At 70.5% G+C, this 18,479-nt stretch carries 17 protein-coding genes; 6 read left to right on the forward strand and 11 right to left on the reverse strand.

Translation table 11 applies throughout. From position 1 onward, the window contains the following. Nucleotides 1–9 precede the first annotated feature (9 nt). The 3 genes from IEX69_RS18815 to IEX69_RS18825 form a co-directional block, all read right to left on the reverse strand. Entirely contained in the window at nt 10–543 is a 534-nt protein-coding gene (locus IEX69_RS18815) for a cation:proton antiporter regulatory subunit (RefSeq protein WP_085018793.1), read from the reverse strand. Nucleotides 544–657: 114 nt separating this feature from the next. Continuing rightward, on the reverse strand, nt 658–2,382 hold the full coding sequence (locus IEX69_RS18820) for a glycerol-3-phosphate dehydrogenase/oxidase (RefSeq protein ID WP_085018792.1): 1,725 nt from the start codon (nt 2,380–2,382) through the stop codon (nt 658–660). 42 nt (nt 2,383–2,424) lie between these two features. Continuing rightward, nucleotides 2,425–3,543 carry a GuaB3 family IMP dehydrogenase-related protein gene (locus IEX69_RS18825; RefSeq protein ID WP_085018791.1) on the reverse strand — a complete coding sequence of 373 codons (1,119 nt, stop codon included), beginning with the start codon at nt 3,541–3,543 and terminating at the stop codon, nt 2,425–2,427. Nucleotides 3,544–3,598: 55 nt separating this feature from the next. Here IEX69_RS18825 and IEX69_RS18830 point away from each other — a divergent pair, with 55 nt between their 5' ends. Then, complete coding sequence (locus tag IEX69_RS18830) at nt 3,599–4,816, forward strand: alpha/beta hydrolase family protein (RefSeq protein ID WP_085018790.1); 1,218 nt, start codon at nt 3,599–3,601, stop codon at nt 4,814–4,816. A gap of 37 nt (nt 4,817–4,853) precedes the next feature. On the opposite strand, the gene guaB is transcribed toward IEX69_RS18830, so the two are convergent. Continuing rightward, a complete protein-coding gene (gene guaB, locus IEX69_RS18835) occupies nt 4,854–6,353 on the reverse strand; it encodes an IMP dehydrogenase (protein WP_085018789.1) in 1,500 nt (499 codons plus the stop codon). 337 nt (nt 6,354–6,690) lie between these two features. Here guaB and IEX69_RS18840 point away from each other — a divergent pair, with 337 nt between their 5' ends. Genes IEX69_RS18840 through IEX69_RS18855 form a run of 4 tightly spaced genes read left to right on the forward strand, consistent with a single transcriptional unit; the run spans nt 6,691 to nt 10,770 of the window. After that, nucleotides 6,691–7,977 (forward strand): branched-chain amino acid ABC transporter permease, encoded by a 1,287-nt coding sequence (locus IEX69_RS18840; RefSeq protein ID WP_085021347.1) that lies wholly within the window; start codon nt 6,691–6,693, stop codon nt 7,975–7,977. Between the two features lie 12 nt (nt 7,978–7,989). Beyond that, on the forward strand, nt 7,990–8,979 hold the full coding sequence (locus IEX69_RS18845; protein WP_085018788.1) for a branched-chain amino acid ABC transporter permease: 990 nt from the start codon (nt 7,990–7,992) through the stop codon (nt 8,977–8,979). Next, a complete protein-coding gene (locus IEX69_RS18850) occupies nt 8,969–9,973 on the forward strand; it encodes an ABC transporter ATP-binding protein (protein ID WP_085018787.1) in 1,005 nt (334 codons plus the stop codon). Before IEX69_RS18845 ends, IEX69_RS18850 begins: the two co-directional genes overlap by 11 nt. Beyond that, the gene (locus tag IEX69_RS18855) at nt 9,970–10,770 is read left to right on the forward strand and encodes an ABC transporter ATP-binding protein (RefSeq protein ID WP_085018786.1); all 801 of its coding nucleotides are present in this window, start codon (nt 9,970–9,972) and stop codon (nt 10,768–10,770) included. Before IEX69_RS18850 ends, IEX69_RS18855 begins: the two co-directional genes overlap by 4 nt. Nucleotides 10,771–11,117: 347 nt before the next feature. Here the strand turns inward: IEX69_RS18855 and IEX69_RS18860 are convergent, their stop codons facing one another. The 3 genes from IEX69_RS18860 to groES all read right to left on the reverse strand — a co-directional run bounded on the left by IEX69_RS18860 (nt 11,118) and on the right by groES (nt 13,883). After that, the gene (locus IEX69_RS18860; protein ID WP_085018785.1) at nt 11,118–12,449 is read right to left on the reverse strand and encodes an ABC transporter substrate-binding protein; all 1,332 of its coding nucleotides are present in this window, start codon (nt 12,447–12,449) and stop codon (nt 11,118–11,120) included. Nucleotides 12,450–12,559: 110 nt separating this feature from the next. Next, nucleotides 12,560–13,486 (reverse strand): EamA family transporter RarD, encoded by a 927-nt coding sequence (gene rarD, locus IEX69_RS18865; protein WP_229756464.1) that lies wholly within the window; start codon nt 13,484–13,486, stop codon nt 12,560–12,562. Between the two features lie 100 nt (nt 13,487–13,586). Then, nucleotides 13,587–13,883, reverse strand: a complete 297-nt coding sequence (gene groES, locus IEX69_RS18870) for a co-chaperone GroES (RefSeq protein ID WP_085018783.1) — start codon at nt 13,881–13,883, stop codon at nt 13,587–13,589. Between the two features lie 150 nt (nt 13,884–14,033). Between groES and IEX69_RS18875 the strand changes: the two genes are divergently transcribed. Next, nucleotides 14,034–15,218 carry a THUMP-like domain-containing protein gene (locus IEX69_RS18875; protein ID WP_085018782.1) on the forward strand — a complete coding sequence of 395 codons (1,185 nt, stop codon included), beginning with the start codon at nt 14,034–14,036 and terminating at the stop codon, nt 15,216–15,218. Between the two features lie 25 nt (nt 15,219–15,243). On the opposite strand, the gene IEX69_RS18880 is transcribed toward IEX69_RS18875, so the two are convergent. From IEX69_RS18880 to tsaB, 4 genes are all read right to left on the reverse strand, one after another. Continuing rightward, nucleotides 15,244–16,161, reverse strand: a complete 918-nt coding sequence (locus IEX69_RS18880; protein WP_085018781.1) for a DUF4190 domain-containing protein — start codon at nt 16,159–16,161, stop codon at nt 15,244–15,246. Nucleotides 16,162–16,289: 128 nt separating this feature from the next. Beyond that, the gene (gene tsaD / locus IEX69_RS18885) at nt 16,290–17,342 is read right to left on the reverse strand and encodes a tRNA (adenosine(37)-N6)-threonylcarbamoyltransferase complex transferase subunit TsaD (RefSeq protein WP_085018780.1); all 1,053 of its coding nucleotides are present in this window, start codon (nt 17,340–17,342) and stop codon (nt 16,290–16,292) included. Beyond that, the gene (gene rimI / locus IEX69_RS18890; RefSeq protein ID WP_085018779.1) at nt 17,339–17,845 is read right to left on the reverse strand and encodes a ribosomal protein S18-alanine N-acetyltransferase; all 507 of its coding nucleotides are present in this window, start codon (nt 17,843–17,845) and stop codon (nt 17,339–17,341) included. Before rimI ends, tsaD begins: the two co-directional genes overlap by 4 nt. After that, nucleotides 17,842–18,453, reverse strand: a complete 612-nt coding sequence (gene tsaB / locus IEX69_RS18895; RefSeq protein WP_085018778.1) for a tRNA (adenosine(37)-N6)-threonylcarbamoyltransferase complex dimerization subunit type 1 TsaB — start codon at nt 18,451–18,453, stop codon at nt 17,842–17,844. Before tsaB ends, rimI begins: the two co-directional genes overlap by 4 nt. Nucleotides 18,454–18,479: the final 26 nt, after the last annotated feature.

Consider the following 18,479-nt stretch of genomic DNA (forward strand, 5'->3'; position numbering starts at 1 on the left):
CGGCCCCGCCTAGCTGCCGGGTGGGCCGTCGAGGGCGCCGGCCTTGACCTTGGCCTCGCCGGTGCGGAAGAAGGAGAAGGCCTTCGCGACCTTCTCGGGCGACCCGGCGACGACCAGGGTGTCGCCCGGGAACACCCGGAAGTCCGGCGCCGGCGCCGGGTTGGTGGAGTCGCCGCGGACCACCGCGACCACGGTGAGACCGGCGATGCCGCGCTCAGCGGGGCTGCCTAGCGGCTGTCCGGCGATGTAGTCCTCGTAGTCGACCGTGAACCAGTCGATCGAGAGGCCGGGGATCTGGTCGAGAGCGGTGAGCGACTCGGTGATCTGCGTGCCGCCCAGCAGTTCGGCGAGGGTGTGCGCCTCGTCCTCGCTGAGGCGCAGCGACACCTTGTTGTTGTCGGGGCCGTCCTCCTCGTCGGAGAACGTGATCAGATCGCTGTGCCCGGAGCGGTGGGCGATGACCCCCACCTTGCCCCCATCCGAGGTGATGAAGGTGTGCAGCACACCCACCCCGGGAAGCTTGACCCGCCGAACATCGACCACAGCAGCACACTCCTCACGCGCTCACCCTCGATTCTACCGGCGCAGCGGGAGGCCCCCGCCGCCTCCGGTGCCGGTTCGCGCTGAGCGCACCGCGCGCGCACCGTCCGCCGACGGTCAGTCGGTGGTGACGATGTCGGGCGCCTCGAGCCGCACCCGGTCGGCGGAGGCGTCGTCCGGCTGCTCCTGGCTCGCACGCTCGGCCGCGACGCGCTCGAGGTACGTCGTGACCTCGCGGTCGACGCGCGCCTCGTCCCAGCCCAGGGCCTCGGCCATCAGGCGCGCCGCCACCGGAGCGGCCGAGACGCCGCGGTCCCACGACTCGATCGAGATGCGCGTGCGGCGGGCCAGCAGGTCGTCGAGGTGCAGGGCGCCCTCGTGGGTGGCGGCGTAGAGCGCCTCCACCTGCAGGTAGTCGTCGGCGCCGGGGAGGGGCTCCGCCAGCTCGAGACGCGTCGAGAGCAGGTCGAGCACCTCGTCGGTGAGCGAGCCGTACCGGTTCAGGAGGTGCTCGACCTGTCCGATCTCGAGACCGGACTCCTGGGCCATGCGAGCGCGGCGGTTCCAGGCCGCCCGATAGCCCTCCCCGCCCACCAGGGCGACGTCCTGCGTGACGCTCGGCGAGATGCGCCCATCCATGGCCTGCACGGCCTCGTCGACCGCATCCTTCGCCATCACGCGGTACGTCGTCCACTTCCCGCCCGCGATCACGACGAGCCCCGGCAGAGCGTGCGCGACGAGGTGCTCGCGCGAGAGCTTCGACGTCTGGTCGGACTCCCCCGCGAGGAGCGGACGGAGTCCCGCGTAGACGCCCTCGACGTCCTCCCGGGTGAGCGGCACCGACAGCACGCTGTTGACGTGCTCGAGCAGGTAGTCGATGTCTGCCGCGGTGGCCGCGGGATGCGCCTTGTCGAGGTTCCAGTCGGTGTCCGTGGTGCCGATCAGCCAGTGCCTGCCCCACGGGATGACGAAGAGCACGCTCTTCTCGGTGCGGAGGATCATGCCGGACTTGCCGTGGAACCGGTCGCGCGGCACCACGAGGTGGATGCCCTTCGAGGCGCGGACGTGGAACTTCCCCCGCGTCCCGGCGAGGGACTGCGTGTCGTCCGTCCAGACGCCGGTGGCGTTCACGACCTGCTTGGCGTGGATGTCGAAGCGCTCGTCGGTCTCCAGGTCGTGCACCGTGACGCCCACCACCCGCTCGCCCTGACGCAGGAACTCCACGACGTTCAGCCGGCTCGCGACGTGGGCGCCGTAGGCCGCGGCCGTCCGGACGAGGGTGGCGACGTACTTCGCGTCGTCGACCTGCGCGTCGTAGTAGGTGAGGCCGCCGATCAGCGCATCCGGTGCCAGGCTCGGCATGAGCTCGCGCACCTGCTTCTTCGACAGGTGCCGGTGGTGCGGGACCCCGGGAGGCCGGCCGCCCGAGTAGGAGAAGATGTCGTAGAGCATCATCCCGGCGCCGATGTAGAAGCGCTCGATGACCCTCTTCTTCAGCGGGTACAGGAAGCGCACCGGCTTGACCAGGTGCGGGGCGATCCGCTGCAGCAGGAGTCCGCGCTCGATCAGCGCCTCCCGGACGAGACGGAAGTCGAGCTGCTCCAGGTAGCGGATTCCGCCGTGGACCAGCTTCGATGATCGGCTCGAGGTGCCGCTCGCCCAGTCGCGGGCCTCGACCATGCCCGTGGTGAGCCCGCGCGTGACCGAGTCGAGGGCGGCTCCCGCCCCCACGATCCCGCCACCGACGACGAGGATGTCGAGCTCGGTGGACTTCAGCGCCTCGATCGCCGCCCTGCGCTCGTCCGGTCCCAGCTTCGCGGTCGGAGTCCCTGTGGCGGCCATCGTCGTCTCCCTCGCGGTCGAGCGGTCGGTACGCTCGCTAACCTAATCGACTCGGTAGGGAGCGACAACGACCTCGATGCGCTGGAACTCCTTGAGGTCGGAGTACCCGGTCGTCGCCATCGAACGCCGCAGGGCGCCCATGAGGTTCGCGGTGCCGTCGGCCACGGGCGAGGGCCCGTAGAGGATCTGCTCGAGCGAGGCGACCTGTCCCACCTCCACCCGGCTCCCGCGCGGGAGCTGCGAGTGGTGCGCCTCGGCGCCCCAGTGGTAGCCGCCACCCGGCGCGTCGGATGCCCGGGCCAGCGTGGTGCCGAGCATCACGGCGTCGGCGCCCATGGCGATCGCCTTGACGATGTCGCCCGAGGTGCCGAGGCCGCCGTCTGCGATGACGTGGACGTAACGGCCGCCCGACTCGTCGAGGTAGTCGCGGCGTGCGCCCGCCACGTCGGCGACGGCGGTCGCCATCGGGGCGTGGATGCCGAGGGTGGCGCGGGTGGTCGAGGCGGCCCCGCCGCCGAAGCCGACGAGCACGCCCGCCGCGCCCGTGCGCATGAGGTGGAGCGCCGCGGTGTAGGTCGCGGCGCCGCCCACGATGACGGGCACGTCGAGCTCGTAGATGAACTTCTTCAGGTTGAGCGGCTCGACCGACTTCGAGACGTGCTCAGCGGAGACCGTCGTGCCGCGGATCACGAAGAGGTCGACGCCGGCGGCGACCACCGTCTCGTAGAGCTCCTGGGTGCGCTGCGGCGACAGCGCGCCCGCGACCGTGACGCCCGAGGCGCGGATCTCGGCCAGTCGTGCGGCGACCAGCTCGCGCTTGATGGGCTCGGAGTAGATCTCCTGCATCCGGTTCGTCGCCCGGTCGGCCGGGAGCGCACGGATCTCGGCGAGGTAGGGCTCTGGATCCTCGTAGCGGGTCCACAGACCCTCGAGGTCGAGCACGCCGACTCCGCCGAGCTGGCCGATCATGATCGCCGTCTGGGGTGAGACGACCGAGTCCATCGGCGCGGCGAGCACCGGGATGTCGAAGTGGAACGCGTCGATCGACCAGCCGATAGAGACGTCCTCGGGGTCGCGGGTGCGGCGCGAGGGCACGACCGCGATGTCGTCGAAGGCGTACACGCGGCGACCGCGCTTGGCGCGACCGATCTCGATTTCCATCACGCTTCATCCTATCCATCTGTCCTCGCGCGGCCCGGGGCACTAGCCTCGCGGCATGAGCGAGTTCGCCGTCAAGGACGACCTGCTGGACGCGCAGACCCTTCGGGCGGCGTCCGCCGCGATCTTCGGGGGCGCCGACATCGTCGAGTGCGTGCAGATCGCGCAGAGGGTGACAGGCACCGACCTCGACAGCTGGCACGACGAATGGCATCGGGCCGGAGAGACCGCGTACTCGATCGGCGTCACGGCCGAGGCCGCCGGGCAGACCGAGACGGCGCGGCTCGCCTTCCTCCGTGCCTGCACCTACTTCCGGACGTCGGGACTCGTGCTGCTCGAGGCTCCCGTCGACCCACGCTTGGTCGACAGCGTCGCGCGCCAGCGCGACGCCTTCCGCCGGGCGATCGCGCACTTCCGCACCCCGGTCGAGCCGATCGAGATCCCGTTCGAGGGGATCACGCTTCCCGGATACCACTTCCGCGCCGCGGCCGACGGGGCACGGCGCGCGACCGTGATCCTCGTGAACGGCTACGACGGCACGGTCGAGGAGAGCTACTTCTTCAACGCGCAAGCGGCGCTCGATCGCGGCTACGACGTGGTCGCCTTCGACGGGCCGGGGCAGGGCTCGGTGCTCGTCGAGCAGGGTGTGCACCTTCGACCGGACTGGGAGAACGTGATCGCGCCTGTCATGGACTGGGTGCTCGAGCAGCCCACGACTGACCCGGACCGGGTGGCGATCATCGGCCTGAGCCTCGGCGGATACCTGGCCCCGCGCGCCGCGAGCGGTGAGCACCGGCTCGCCGCCTGCATCGCCGACTCGGGCTTCTACGACATGTTCGACTCCGCCGTCGCGCGCATCCCCGCCCCGCTCCGCAGCAGGGCGACCGAGGACAGCGGCGCGCTCGCCGGCATCCTCGGGGGCCTGTTCGAGTCGAGGCTGAGGAAGCCCACCGAGGGGTGGGCCATGCGGAGAGGGCTCTACGTCAACGGCGTCGACTCGATGACCGGGTTCCTCACCGACGCCCGGCGCTACACGCTCAAGGGCGTCGCCGAGCGGATCACGTGCCCCACGCTCGTCTGCCACGCCGAGAACGACGACATCGCCGCCTCCGCCCCCGACCTGTTCGCCGCGCTCACGGTGGAGCGGAAGCAGCTCATCACGTTCACGGTCGCCGAGGGGGCGGGGCAGCACTGCGAGCTGGGCGCTCGCCAGCTCTACCTGGCGCGGTCGTTCGGGTGGCTCGACTCGATCCTCGACCCGCGGCGACCGGGCTGATCGCGCGGACGGAGGGGACCGAGTCGACCGAGGGCGCTCAGCGCTTGTAGTTCGGCGCTTCGACGACCATCTGCACGTCGTGCGGGTGCGACTCCTTGAGCCCCGCCGCGGTGATGCGGACGAACTTGCCCTTGGCCTTCAGCTCGGGGATGGTGCGCGCGCCGACGTAGAACATCGACTGACGCAGGCCCCCCGCGAGCTGGTACGCCACGCTCGACAGCGGACCGCGGTAGGGGACCTGGCCCTCGATGCCCTCGGCGATCAGCTTGTCGTCGCTGGGCACATCCGACTGGAAGTAGCGGTCCTTCGAGTACGACGTGCGCTCGCCGCGCGTCTGGAGCGCGCCGAGCGACCCCATCCCGCGGTAGGTCTTGAACTGCTTGCCGTTCTGGAACACCAGGTCTCCAGGGCTCTCGTCGCACCCGGCGAGGAGCGAACCCAGCATGACCGTGTCGGCCCCGGCGACGAGGGCCTTCGCGATGTCGCCGGAGTACTGGAGCCCGCCGTCGGCGATGACCGGGACGTCCTTCTCGCGCGCCGCCTGGTACGCCTCCCACACCGCGGTCACCTGGGGCACGCCGACACCCGCGACGACGCGCGTGGTGCAGATCGAGCCGGGTCCCACGCCGACCTTGATGGCGTCGGCGCCCGCATCGACGAGCGCCTGGGCGCCGGAGCGGGTGGCGACGTTGCCGCCGATGACGTCGACGCCCGCGAACGCGGAGTCGGCCTTGAGGCGACGGATGATGTCGAGCACGCCGGCGCTGTCGCCGTTCGCCGTGTCGACGACGATGACGTCGACGCCGGCGTCGAGCAGCTGGCCGGCTCGCTGCCAGGCGTCTCCGAAGAAGCCGATGGCGGCGCCGACCCGGAGCCGGCCGGCCTCGTCCTTCGTGGCGTTCGGGTACTTCTCGCTCTTGTCGAAGTCCTTGACGGTGATGAGTCCGCTGAGGCGGCCGTCGTCGTCGACGATGGGGAGCTTCTCGATCTTGTGCTGCGCGAAGATCGCGACGGCGTCATCGGGATCGACCCCGACCCGGGCCGTGATGAGCGGCATGGGCGTCATCACGTCGCGCACGAGGGTCGTCGCCTTCTCGAACTGCGAGACGAAGCGCATGTCGCGGTTCGTGACGATGCCGACGAGCACGCCCGAGCCGTCGACCACGGGGAGGCCGCTCACCCGGTAACGGCCGCAGAGCTCGTCGACCTCCGCCACGGTGGCGTCGGCGGTGGTGGTCACCGGGTCGGTGACCATGCCCGACTCCGAGCGCTTCACGCGGTCGACCTGCTCGGCCTGATCGGCGATCGAGAGGTTCCGGTGCAGGATGCCGAGGCCGCCCTGGCGGGCCATCGCCACGGCCATCCGCGACTCCGTGACGGTGTCCATCGCCGCGGAGAGCAGCGGGACGGCGACCTGGATGCGGCGAGTGAGCCTCGACGAGGTGTCGGCCTCGCTCGGGATCACGTCGGTATGACCCGGCAGCAGCATCACGTCGTCGTAGGTGAGTCCGAGAGTGCCGAACGGGTCGTTTTCCATGTGCTCCTCTTCCGCGCGCGGGGGTCCATCCCGCCCGCTCACGCGCGCGAGGGCCTGTCGACGATTGTAACGGCCCCCTGGGGTCAGCTATTCCTCGGCGGCGGACGTTGTAGACGCGTGACAACATCGATGAAGCACCGAAACACGGTCGACACAATTCGGGGATAACGTAACCTGTCATCCACTACCGGAAAGGCGCATCGAAGACGCTGCGCACAGTCCTGAAGGGCAGAACTTGACGACACTCACCGTGCCGCACAGAAACCGACGGCCGAGGCTCTCCCGACATCTGGTCGCCGGAGTCCTCCTCGCCGTCGTCGCGCTCCTCGGAGTCCTGATGTTCACATCGGGCCCCGCGTCGGCGTCGACCACCACCGACACCTCGTGCACCCCGGATGCGACGACCGGCTGCATCCAGGGGACCATCAAGCAGTCGACGGGCGACCCCGCGGTCGGCGTCGAGCTGCAGGTCACCGGAGGCACGCTCGACGAGACCGTCACGACCGACGACAGCGGTCGCTGGTCCATCGCGATCACCGAGGCGGGCTCGTACACGGTCGAGCTCGACGTCGACACGCTGCCCGATGGTCAGTCGCTCGACCCGAGCTCGACGAACCCCGCCACCGTGGAGGCCGCGCTCAACAAGAACACCGGGCGCATCTTCAAGCTGGCCGGCGCCGCGGGAGACGCAGGGGCGGGGACGACCCAGCAGCCGAACCCCGCCACCGCGACGACCGGGGTGTCCTGGGAGCGCTTCCTGCAGCAGGCCGCGTCGGGTCTCCGCCTCGGCCTCCTGCTCGCGCTGGCGTCGGTGGGCCTCTCGCTCATCTACGGAACGACCGGGCTGTCGAACTTCGCGCACGGCGAGCAGGTGACGCTCGGCGGCATCCTCGCGTACGTGTTCGCGAACCTGCTGGGCTGGAACCTGATCCTCGCGGCGGTGGTCACGGTGATCATCTGCGCGGCGACCGGATACATCCAGGACTGGTTGATCTGGTCGCGCCTGAGAAAGCGCGGCATGTCGAACATGCAGATGATGATCGTCACCATCGGTCTGTCGCTGGCGCTGCAGTACACGTTCCAGTTCTTCATCGGAGCGGGCACCGTGCGCATCGACCGGTCGAACCCGGAGACGGTGCAGCTCGGCCCGATCGTGCTGACGCAGCAGTCGCTGTGGGCGATGCTGATCGCGGTGCTGGTGATCGCGCTCGTCGGCTTCTTCCTGCTGCGCACCCGCATCGGCCGCGCGACGCGCGCCGTGTCCGACAACCCGGCGCTGTCCGCCGCATCCGGCATCAACGTCGACGGCATCATCCGGCTGGTCTGGACGGCCGCGGCGGGCCTCGCGGGTCTGGCCGGCATCATGCTCGGCCTGGTGCTCAACGGCATCAGCTGGCAGACGGGTCTGCAGCTCCTGCTCCTGATGTTCGCCGCGGTGACCCTCGGCGGCCTCGGCACGGCGTTCGGCGCCCTCGCCGGTGCGCTCATCATCGGCATGGTGGTGGAGCTGACCAACCTCGTGCTCCCTGGCGACTTCAAGTACGCCACGGCGCTCCTCATCCTGATCCTGGTCCTGCTGTTCCGGCCTCAGGGCATCTTCGGCCGCCGCGAGCGGATCGGCTAGGAAGGGCAGATCATGAACGAATTCATGGGAACGATCAACGCGATCCTGCAGTCGGCGATCTCGCCCGGCACGGCCGCCTTGGCCATCGCGGCCATCGGCCTGAACATCCACTTCGGATACACGGGCCTGCTCAACATGGGCCAGGCCGGCTTCATGCTCGTCGGCGCATACGCCTTCGCGATCTCGATCATCAGCGGGCTGCCGCTGTGGCTGGCGGTCATCATCGCGATCGCCGCGGCCACCCTGTTCGCCCTCATCCTGGGCGTGCCCACGCTCAAGCTGCGCGGCGACTACCTCGCGATCGTGACGATCTCGGCCGCGGAGATCATCCGCATGGTCGGCCGCTCGTCGCTGCTCACCGACATCACCGGCGGCTCGAACGGCCTGGTCGGCAACAGCTACCGCGACCCGTTCACCGCACTGTCCCCGCTCGGCGACGGGCAGAGCGGCTTCGGTCCGTGGAACTACGACAACACGGGATCCGACGGCTGGTGGATCCGCATCGTCGCCTGGGCGCTCGTCGCGCTGTTCAGCGTGCTGGTGTGGCTGCTCATGCGGAGCCCCTGGGGCCGCGTCCTCCGCGGCATCCGCGAGGACGAGGATGCGGTGCGCGCCCTCGGCAAGAACGTCTACTCGTACAAGATGCAGGCGCTCATCCTCGGTGGCGTGCTCGGCGCGATCGCCGGTGTCGTCTACATCCTCCCCGCCTCGCTGCAGGCGGACAGCATGGGCCGCTCGATGACGTTCTTCATCTGGACGGCGCTGCTGCTGGGTGGCGCGGCCACGATCTTCGGGCCCATCCTCGGTTCGATCATCTTCTTCGCGCTGCGACTGCTGGTGCAGGGCCTGGCCGGACAGTTCGTGCCGGCGAGCGTCATGACGTCGCAGCAGACGGAGCAGTTCTCCTGGATCCTGATCGGCATCACGCTGATGCTGGTCGTGATCTTCCGCCCACAGGGCATCCTGGGTAACAAGAAGGAGCTGAGCTTCAATGCCCGATGAGACCCTCTCCCCCGCTCCCGCGGCCTCGGTCGCCGAAGCCGCCAGGGCGTCGCTCGCCGACGTCGACGGCGTCCCCGGCGCGGCCAAGCACGACCCGATCCTCGTGGTCGACAACGTGGTGCGCCGCTTCGGCGGCATGACCGCGGTCGACGTCGACCACCTCGAGGTGCAGCGAGGCGTGATCACCGCCCTGATCGGGCCGAACGGTGCCGGCAAGACGACGTTCTTCAACCTGATCACGGGCTTCGACAAGCCCAGCTCCGCTCCGCGCCTCATCGGCGGCCCTTCCTCGGACAAGGCGGCGAAGTGGCGGTTCGACGGCCGTTCGCTCGGCTCCACGGGCGCCGCGAAGGTGGCCAAGCAGGGCATGGTGCGCACCTTCCAGCTCACCAAGGCGCTCAGCCGCATGACCGTGATGGACAACATGCTCCTCGGCGCCCGCGACCAGCCGGGCGAGAACATCTTCGCCTCCGTGGTGAAGCCGCTCTGGTCCGGGCGCGAGCGGGAGATCACCGCCAAGGCCGAGGAGCTGCTGCGGCGCTTCAAGCTCTACGAGAAGAAGGACGACCTCGCGGGGAGCCTCTCCGGCGGCCAGAAGAAGCTGCTCGAGATGGCGCGCGCGCTGATGAGCGACCCCAAGATGATCATGCTCGACGAGCCCATGGCGGGTGTGAACCCGGCGCTGACGCAGTCGCTGCTCGGACACATCCAGTCGCTGCGCGACGAGGGCATGACCGTGCTCTTCGTCGAGCACGACATGCACATGGTCCGTCACATCTCCGACTGGGTCGTCGTCATGGCCGAGGGCCGTGTCGTGGCCGAGGGCCCGCCCGGCACCGTGATGCAGGACCAGGCCGTCATCGACGCCTACCTCGGTGCGCACCACAACACCGACCTCGGTGACGACTCGCTGCTGAGCGACGAGGTCGCCGAGACCCTCGCGGCCGAGATCGCCGAAGAGGACAAGAAGCTCGAGGAAGAGGAGAAGCGATGAGCATGGCCGCTGCGGCGCCTGCCGCCGAGCCGGTGATGAAGGCTACCGACCTGGTCGCCGGCTACGTCCCCGGCGTCAACATCCTCAACGGCTGCGACCTCGAGGTGTACCCCGGGGAGCTGATCGGCATCATCGGGCCCAACGGCGCGGGCAAGTCGACGCTGCTGAAGGCGCTGTTCGGCCTCGTGACCATCCGGTCCGGATCCGTCACCCTCGACGGGCGTGACATCACCGGTCTCAAGGCGAACAAGCTGGTGCAGGCGGGCGTGGGCTTCGTCCCGCAGACGAACAACGTCTTCCCCTCGCTCACCATCGAGGAGAACCTGCAGATGGGTCTCTTCCTGCGCCCGAAGCGGCTCAAGGAGCGCCTGGAGTACATCTACGACCTCTTCCCCGTGCTCGGCGAGCGCCGAGGACAGCGGGCCGGGTCGCTGTCGGGTGGTGAGCGCCAGTCGGTGGCGATGGCCCGGGCGCTGATGATGGACCCGTCCGTCCTCCTCCTCGACGAGCCCTCCGCGGGTCTGTCGCCGGTGCGCCAGGACGAGACCTTCATCCGCACCCGCAGGATCAACAAGACCGGCGTGACGATCATCATGGTCGAGCAGAACGCTCGCCGCTGCCTGCAGATCTGCGACCGCGGCTACGTGCTCGACCAGGGCCGCAACGCCTACACCGGCACCGGACGCGAGCTGGCCGACGACCCGAAGGTCATCGAGCTCTACCTCGGTACCCTCGCCGCCGACGTGGAGGCCGCCGAGGCCGACACGACGGGCCCGAACGCCCCCGGCGCCATCTAGCCCGTCCGTCCCCTCCGGCGCTGTCGCGCCCCCGCAGAAGGCCCCCGCTCCGCGGGGGCCTTCTCGCGTCCCCGCCCCACCCGCTCGTTCCTCCCGTCCGCGCTGGCGCCGGCACACGTGCTCCCTCGCGCCTGCCCGGGCCAACTCCGGAGATTCGGGCGCTGACGAGCCAACTCCGGACTTCCGGCGGCGTGTCCCGGCGAATCTCCGGAGTTGGCCCAGCGAGCGATGGCTCGTCCGGCCGAGGAGCGCCCCGCGCCCGCGCGCACGCGCGGGGCGGGGACGGGACGCAGAAGGGCGGGGCGGCCGAAGCCGCCCCGCCCGGGGGTGCTGATCAGGCGATCAGGTCAGTACGAGGTCTGTCCCTCGATGGCCTGCTGCCAGACCGGCTTGTTGTTCTCGTCGAACTTGTAGATGCCGATGAAGGCGCTCGACGGCTCGTTCTTCTCGTTGAACGGGCCGATGCCGGACGGTCCCTTGTAGTGGATGTCCTTGCCGTCGGCGATCAGCTTCGCGCAGTCGGCGAAGTTGTCGCACTCCTCGCCGCCGTTCGCACCGGAGACCGCTGCGAGGTTGGCCTGCACGTCGGCGGAGACGTTCGACTTCGCCTTCACCGCGGCCAGGGCCGCGAGGGTGGTGGCGTCGTAGGACTCAGCGGCGTACGAGTAGTCCTCGAGGTCGCCGTTCTGGACCGACTTGTACCAGTCGACCAGGCGACCCTTGAACTCGTCGTTCGGGTTCGCGCCGGGGATGGTCCCCTGGGCGTTCTCGAGCGTGCCCGGGTCGAAGTCCTTGCCGTAGTCCGACGTGTTGCCGTCGACGAAGTACGTCTTCGACATGTCGTAGCCCTGGGCGACGAGCTCGGGGATGATCGCCTTGGTCTCATCGAAGGCCAGGATGACGATCGCGTCGGGGTTCGACGCCAGCGCCGCGGTCACCTCGGAGGAGAAGGTGGTCTGACCGGGAGGGAACTCCTGGCCGGCGCCCTTGGCTCCGTAGACGACCTTTCCGCCGGCAGCCTCGATCTCGCTCTGCGTGAAGTCGCGGAGGCCGGTGCCGTACGCGTCGTTGAAGACGAGGAACGCCACGTTCGAGTTGCCGTCACCGGTGATGAGCTGGCCCAGCGCCGAGCCCTGCACCGAGTCCGGCGGAGCGGTCCGCCAGTAGAAGGGGCTGTAGCCCGAGAGCGCGGCCGCGGTGTTCGCGGGCGAGATCTCGGTGATCTTCGCCGACGTGAACTTGTCGACGATGTTCAGGGACACGCTGGAGGACGCGGCGCCGATGGCGACCGACACACCCGCGTCGATCAGCTGCTGCGCACCGGCGGTCGAGACCGAGAGGTCGGTCGAGTCGCCCGAGTCGGCCTCGATGATGCACGCATCCTTGCCGTTCACTCCGCCGGCGGCGTTGATGTCGGCGACGGCGAGACCGACACCCGACTGCTCCGGCGGGTTGAGGAACGCGAGGTTTCCGGTCTGCGGCAGGATCGTGCCGACGAGGAGCTGGTCGGCGTTGCTCGCGCCGCTCTCGCAGGTCGCCGAGGTGTAGCTGGCAGAGCCCGTCGACGACGCGGTCGAGTCGGTGCTGCCACCTCCCGACGCACATCCGGCGAGGGTGAGGGCGATGATGCCCGCTCCCGCCAGGAACGTGGTCCGGAGGGCGTTGGTGGTGTGGACCATCCTGTGAACCCTTTCTGGTGGCTGCGCTCGTCGACCCCCCAGGCGGAAGCCAGCGCAGCGATTGGGTCAAAACTAGGCCGAGATTGTTACAGCCGTGTTTTCTGGATGTCTCAGGTCGCGATCGTTAGCGATTCGTGACTCACGGGTCGCCTGGAGCGGAGGAGGTCGACGGTGAACACGACGAGGGCGAGCCAGACGATCCCGAACCCCAGCCACCGCTCCAGCGGCATCGGCTCGTGGAGGACCCACACCCCGATCACGAACTGCAGGACGGGGACGATGTACTGCACGACGGCCAGGACCGTGAGCGGGAGCCGCCGGGCCGCGGAGGCGAAGAGCAGCAGGGGCACCGCGGTGACCACGCCCGCCAGCATCAGGAGCACGGTGTTGACCCAGCCCGCCGTCCCGAAGACCAGGCCGCTCGTCACCGACACCACCACGAGCTGCACGACGGCCACCGGCGCCAGCCACAGCGTCTCCAGCGCCAGTCCGCTGGGCGCGTCGACGTCGTCGCGGACGCGCCGCTTGACGAGGCCGTACGCGCCGAAGCTCAGCGCCAGCACGATCGCGATCCAGGGCACCTCGCCGTAGCCGAGCGCGATCACGAGCACGGCCGCGCCTCCGAGCGCGAGGGCGACCCACTGCATCCGTCGCAGCCGTTCGTGCAGCACCAGCACGCCGAGGAGCGCGGTGACCAGCGGCATCGTGAAGTAGCCGAGCGCGGTCTCGACCACGCGGCCGGCGAGCGTGCCCAGCACGTACGTCTGCCAGTTGACGTAGATGAGCGCGCCGGCCAGGCCCATCGTGAGCACGACCCGCCGTCGGCGCAGGAGCGCGCCGAAGCTGCGCCAGGACCGGGTGACCGTGAGCGCGAGCGCGCAGAACGCGAGGGAGAACAGCACCCGCCAGGCCACGATCTCGAAGGCGCCCGCGGGGGCCAGCAGGAGGAAGTAGAGCGGGAAGACGCCCCAGAGCACGTTGGCCGCCGCCCCGTAGACGAGGCCGGAGCCGATGCGGTCGACGGCGCGTTCGTTCACGATCCCAAACTATCGGTAGTCGTTGCAGGGCTGTCAGGAGATGCATCAGGGCCCGGATGGCTGACCATCCGGGCCCTGAGGGAAGAGCGCGTCGAGCGACTCAGCGCACGACGACCGCGAGCACGTCGCGGGCGGAGAGCACGAGGAACTCCTCGCCGGCGTACTTGACCTCGGTGCCGCCGTACTTGGAGTAGATCACCTTGTCGCCGACGGCGACGTCGAGCGGGACACGGTTGCCGTTGTCGTCGATGCGGCCGGGGCCCACGGCGACGACCTCGCCCTCCTGGGGCTTCTCCTTGGCGGTGTCGGGGATGACCAGACCGGAAGCGGTGGTCTGCTCTGCCTCGACCTGCTTGATGACGATGCGATCTTCGAGCGGCTTGATGGAGACCGACACGGTTGACCTCTTCTTTCCTAGGTTCGGAACGTCTGTTAGCACACTGCTCACGAGAGTGCTAAACCGAGTCTAGAGGCAGTTCTGGCACTCGCGCAACGCGAGTGCCAGACTTTCCCGGGCGCGCCGTCGGCCGTCGGCTAGGGTGACGGGATGGACTCCGCCGAGCTCGCACGACTGCTCACGCCGGAGGCTCTCCGACTCCTCGACGAGGTCGACGGATCCCGGCCCGTCGACGAGGTGAACCGGCTCCGCCGGGCCGGTCACAGCCCCGATCTCGTGGCGGCCGTCGTCTCGCAGGCCGCGCTCCGCGTGCGGGCCAGGGCGAAGTTCGGCCCCTTCGCCGACCGCATGCTGTTCACCCCCGCCGGCCTGGAGCAGGCCACCAGGCTGCGGGTCGCCGCACTCCACGCCGGGCGGTTCCGCGATGCGGGGCTCGGCAGGGTCGCCGACCTCGGCTGCGGCATCGGCTCGGATGCGCTGGCCCTGTCCGCGATCGACGTCGCCGTACGAGCGGTCGACCGCGATGAGGTCACGGCCGCGGTCGCGGCCTACAACCTCTCCGACTTCCCGGACACGACGGTGGAGGTCGGGACGGCCGAGACCACTCCTCTCGACGGCGTCGACGGGGTGTACCTCGATCCGGCCAGGCGGACGGGCGGTCAGGCGGCGTCGCGGCGGCTGCACGATCCCGCCGACTGGTCCCCGTCGCTCGACTTCGCGTTCGCCCTGGCCGAGCGGATGCCGGTGGGCGTCAAGCTCGGACCGGGCCTCGACCGCGACCTCATCCCCGACTCCGCCGAGGCGCAGTGGGTCTCGGTCGACGGCCAGCTGGTCGAGATGGGGCTGTGGTTCGGCCCCCTCGCCCGGGAGGGCGTCCGGCGATCCGCGCTCGTGCTCACCGGCACGGGAGCCGCGGAGCTGACCGGGCCCGCCGACAGCCCGGACGTCGGGGACCGTCCGCTCGGAGGGTTCCTCTACGAACCGGATGGCGCGGTGATCCGCGCCCGGCTCATCGGCGCACTGGCCGAGCGGCTCGAGGCCGGGATGGTCTCCCCCTCGATCGCCTACCTGACGTCGGACCAGCTGATCGAGACGCCCTTCGCGAGCGCGTTCCGCATCCTCGAGCGCCTCCCCGCCTCGGAGCAGGCGCTCAAGAAGGCGCTGCGCGAGCGGGGCGTCGGGACGCTCGAGATCAAGAAACGCGGGATCGACGTGGATCCGGCAACGCTGCGCAAGCGGCTCGGGCTGCGAGGTGAGCGGTCGGCGACCGTGGTGCTCACCCGCGTCGCCGGTCGGCACGAGGCCCTCCTGGTGGAGCGCCCCGCGCCGGCCTGAACGGATGGGCGAACGGCGACGAACGCTAGTAGGAGGAGTACGTCGCCGTGCCCAAACCCACCGTCGCGAAGAAGATGACGAAGATCAGGACGTACGCGATGATGCCGAGCACTGCGATGCCGGTGAACACGTAGCTCACGATCAGACCGGCCTTCGCCAGGCCCTGACCGCCCTCGTGCGTGCGCTTGATCTGGCTGAGGGCGATGTGCCCGGTCACGATGCCGACCGGCGAGAAGACGAACGCGGCGATGATCGTGATGATCGCCAGCACGTTGGTCTGCGCGGACGGCGGCGCCGGGTATCCCCCGTAGTAGCCGGGCGGGGGCACCGCTCCCGGGGGCAGCGACCCCGGGGGGACCGATCCCGGCGGCTGCGTCGGGACGCCCTGTCCGTAGCCCGGAGCGCCGCTCGGCCCGCCGTACGGCGACTGGCCGTACGCCGGTGCGGCGTTCGGGTTCGGTGCGCCGTATCCTCCGGATGCCGGCGGTGGGGGCGCCTGGTACGACGGCTGAGCCACGGGCGCGGCCGGAGCCGCAGGCGGGGGTGCCTGGTACGAGGAGGACGGCGGAGGCGTCGGAGACTGCCCCGACGACGGGTACGACGCCGCCGGGGGCGGGGGCGCCTGATACCCCTGACCCGCGGACGGCGGGGCGGACGGGTATCCCTGGCCGGGAGGCGGAGGCGCCTGGTAGCCGGACGGCGGCGGGGCCTGATAGCCCGACGACGCGTCAGCGCCCGGCGCCGGGGGCGCCGAGTATCCCGACGGCGGCGGGGCCGAGTACCCCGAGGGCGCGGGGTCTCCCGACGGCGGCGTGAACCGCGGTGCGGGAGGCGCGAACGGCTCCTGTCCGGAGGCGGCGGGAGCGGTGGATCCGGTCGCGTCCGATCCGTCGCTCGGGGTCGTGGTCTCGGGCCGTTCGTCGGCGCCGCTGGTGTCGGTCATGCGCTCTCCCTCGTGGTGCCTCGCATTCGGGGCACGACCATCATGGCAGCACGACCCCCGCGGAGGGGAGGGCGACGTGCTCCGCACCCGATGACAGCCGGTCGACGGCGCCTGTGCAGGACCGGCGGTCAGTGCACCAGGACGTCGGTCACCGGCAGGGTGGAGTCGGCGCCGAAGTCCAGGGAGGACGGCTCACGCCCGGCCATGACGAGCTGGGCGCCCAGCGCGGCGATCATCGCCCCGTTGTCGGTGCACAGCGACAACGGCGGGATGCGCAGCGTGACGCCGGCGATCGCGGCCCGGCGCGCCGCCTCCTCGCGCACCCGGGCGTTGGCCACCACTCCGCCGCCGAGCAGCAGGCGGGGGATGCCGAGGTCGGCGCAGGCGGCGAAGGCCTTCGTGAGCAGCACGTCGACCACGGCCTCCCGGAAGCTCGCGGCGACGTCGGCGACGGGCACCTCTCGTCCCGCATCCGTCTCCGCCTCGACCCAGCGGGCGACCGCCGTCTTCAACCCGGAGAACGAGAAGTCGTAGCGGTGCTTCGCCATGTCCTTCGGCAGGCTCAGACCGCGGGGGAAGCGGATGGCCTTGGGGTCTCCGCCGACCGCCGCCCTGTCGATCTGCGGCCCTCCCGGGTAGGGCAGGCCGAGGACCCGGGCGACCTTGTCGAAGGCCTCCCCCGCGGCATCGTCGATCGTCTCGCCGAGCAGCTCCACGTCGCCCACCAGGTCGCGGACCACGAGGAGCGAGGTGTGACCGCCGGAGACGAGCAGCGCGATCGTCGGGTACTCCAACGGCTCCTCCGACACCACGTCGGCGCCGACGTGCCCGACCAGGTGGTTCACCGCGTAGATCGGCTTCTCGAGCGCCACCGCGAGCGCCTTGGCCGCGCCCACCCCGACCATGAGCGCCCCCGAGAGCCCGGGCCCGGTGGTGACGGCGATGGCATCGACGTCGTCGAGCCGGATCCCCGCCTCCGCGACCGCCGCCGCGAGCGTGGGCTCGATGGCCTCCAGGTGCGCGCGTGCCGCCACCTCCGGGACCACACCGCCGTATCGGGCGTGCTCGTCCATCGACGAGGCGATGACGTTCGCGAGCAGCCGGTCGCCCCGCACGATCCCCACGCCGGTCTCATCGCAGGAGGTCTCGATGCCCAGCACCAGGGGTTCGAGTCGGTTCATCGGGTGTCCTCCTCGGTGAGCCCGCCGGCGCCGACACCGCTGCGGGAGGGGCGAAGCGACGCACGCATGACCAGCGCGTCGACCCCATCCGGCTGGTAGTAGCGCGGCCGCACCGCGATCTGCTCGAACCCGAGCGACAGGTACAGCGCCTGCGCCACGGGGTTGTCGGCCCGGACCTCGAGGAAGACCTCGCGGGCCCCGCGGTCGACGGCCTCGGCCAGGAGACGCTCCATGAGGCGGCGTCCGAGGCCGGTACCGCGCCTCTCCGGCGCGACGGCGATGGTCTGGATGTCGGCGTCCTTCGACCCGGCCGGCACGAGGACTCCCCCGTACCCGGCGAAGGCGCCGTCGTCGTCGACGGCGACCACGTAACGGCAGTGCGCGCTCGCGAGCTCCGCGGCCATCGACTCCCGCGACCAGGCGTCGGTCGTGAAGGTGGAGGTCTCGAGGGCCATGACGTCGTCGAGGTCGTCGAGCGTCGCCGCTCTCAGCTCGACGCTCACGCGGTGACCCGCTTGCGGCCGGCGGAGAGGGTCACGTCGGGCGATCGGAGGTACAGCGCCTCGTCGGGCTCGGGAGCTGCGCCCGCGCGCGCCCGCTCCACCGCCACGCGACCGAGCGCGCCCGCGGAGACCACGGCGGCGTCGATGCGCGCGGCGTCCGGATGCGGCAGGTCGTCGGGCCGCGACAGTCCGGGCCCGTCCACGCGGTGGGCACCCGACTCGTCGAGCACGTAGGCCGACCAGTAGACCTCCCGGCGGCGCGCATCCGTCACCACGAGCTGAGGCCCGCGAGCCCCGGAGTGCCACGCCTCGAAGGCGACGGCGTCGTGGCTCACGACCGGGAGGATGCTCCGGCCGATCCCGAAGGCGAACGCCTTGGCCGCGGCGATGCCGACGCGGAGCCCGGTGAACGGGCCGGGGCCCATGCCGGCGACGACGTCCTCGATGTCGCGCGGCGTCGCACCGGCGTCGTCGAGCACGCCCGCGATGAGTGCGCCCACCACCTCGGCATGGCGCATGGTGTCGGCGACGGAGCGCTCGGCGACGACGTCAGCGCCGTCGAGCACCGCGGCCGACGATCCGGCCGAGGTATCGAGGGAGAGCAGCACCCCTCGAGCCTAACGCCGCGTCCCGC

Source organism: Cnuibacter physcomitrellae (assembly GCF_014640535.1).
GTDB classification, from domain to species: domain Bacteria; phylum Actinomycetota; class Actinomycetes; order Actinomycetales; family Microbacteriaceae; genus Cnuibacter; species Cnuibacter physcomitrellae.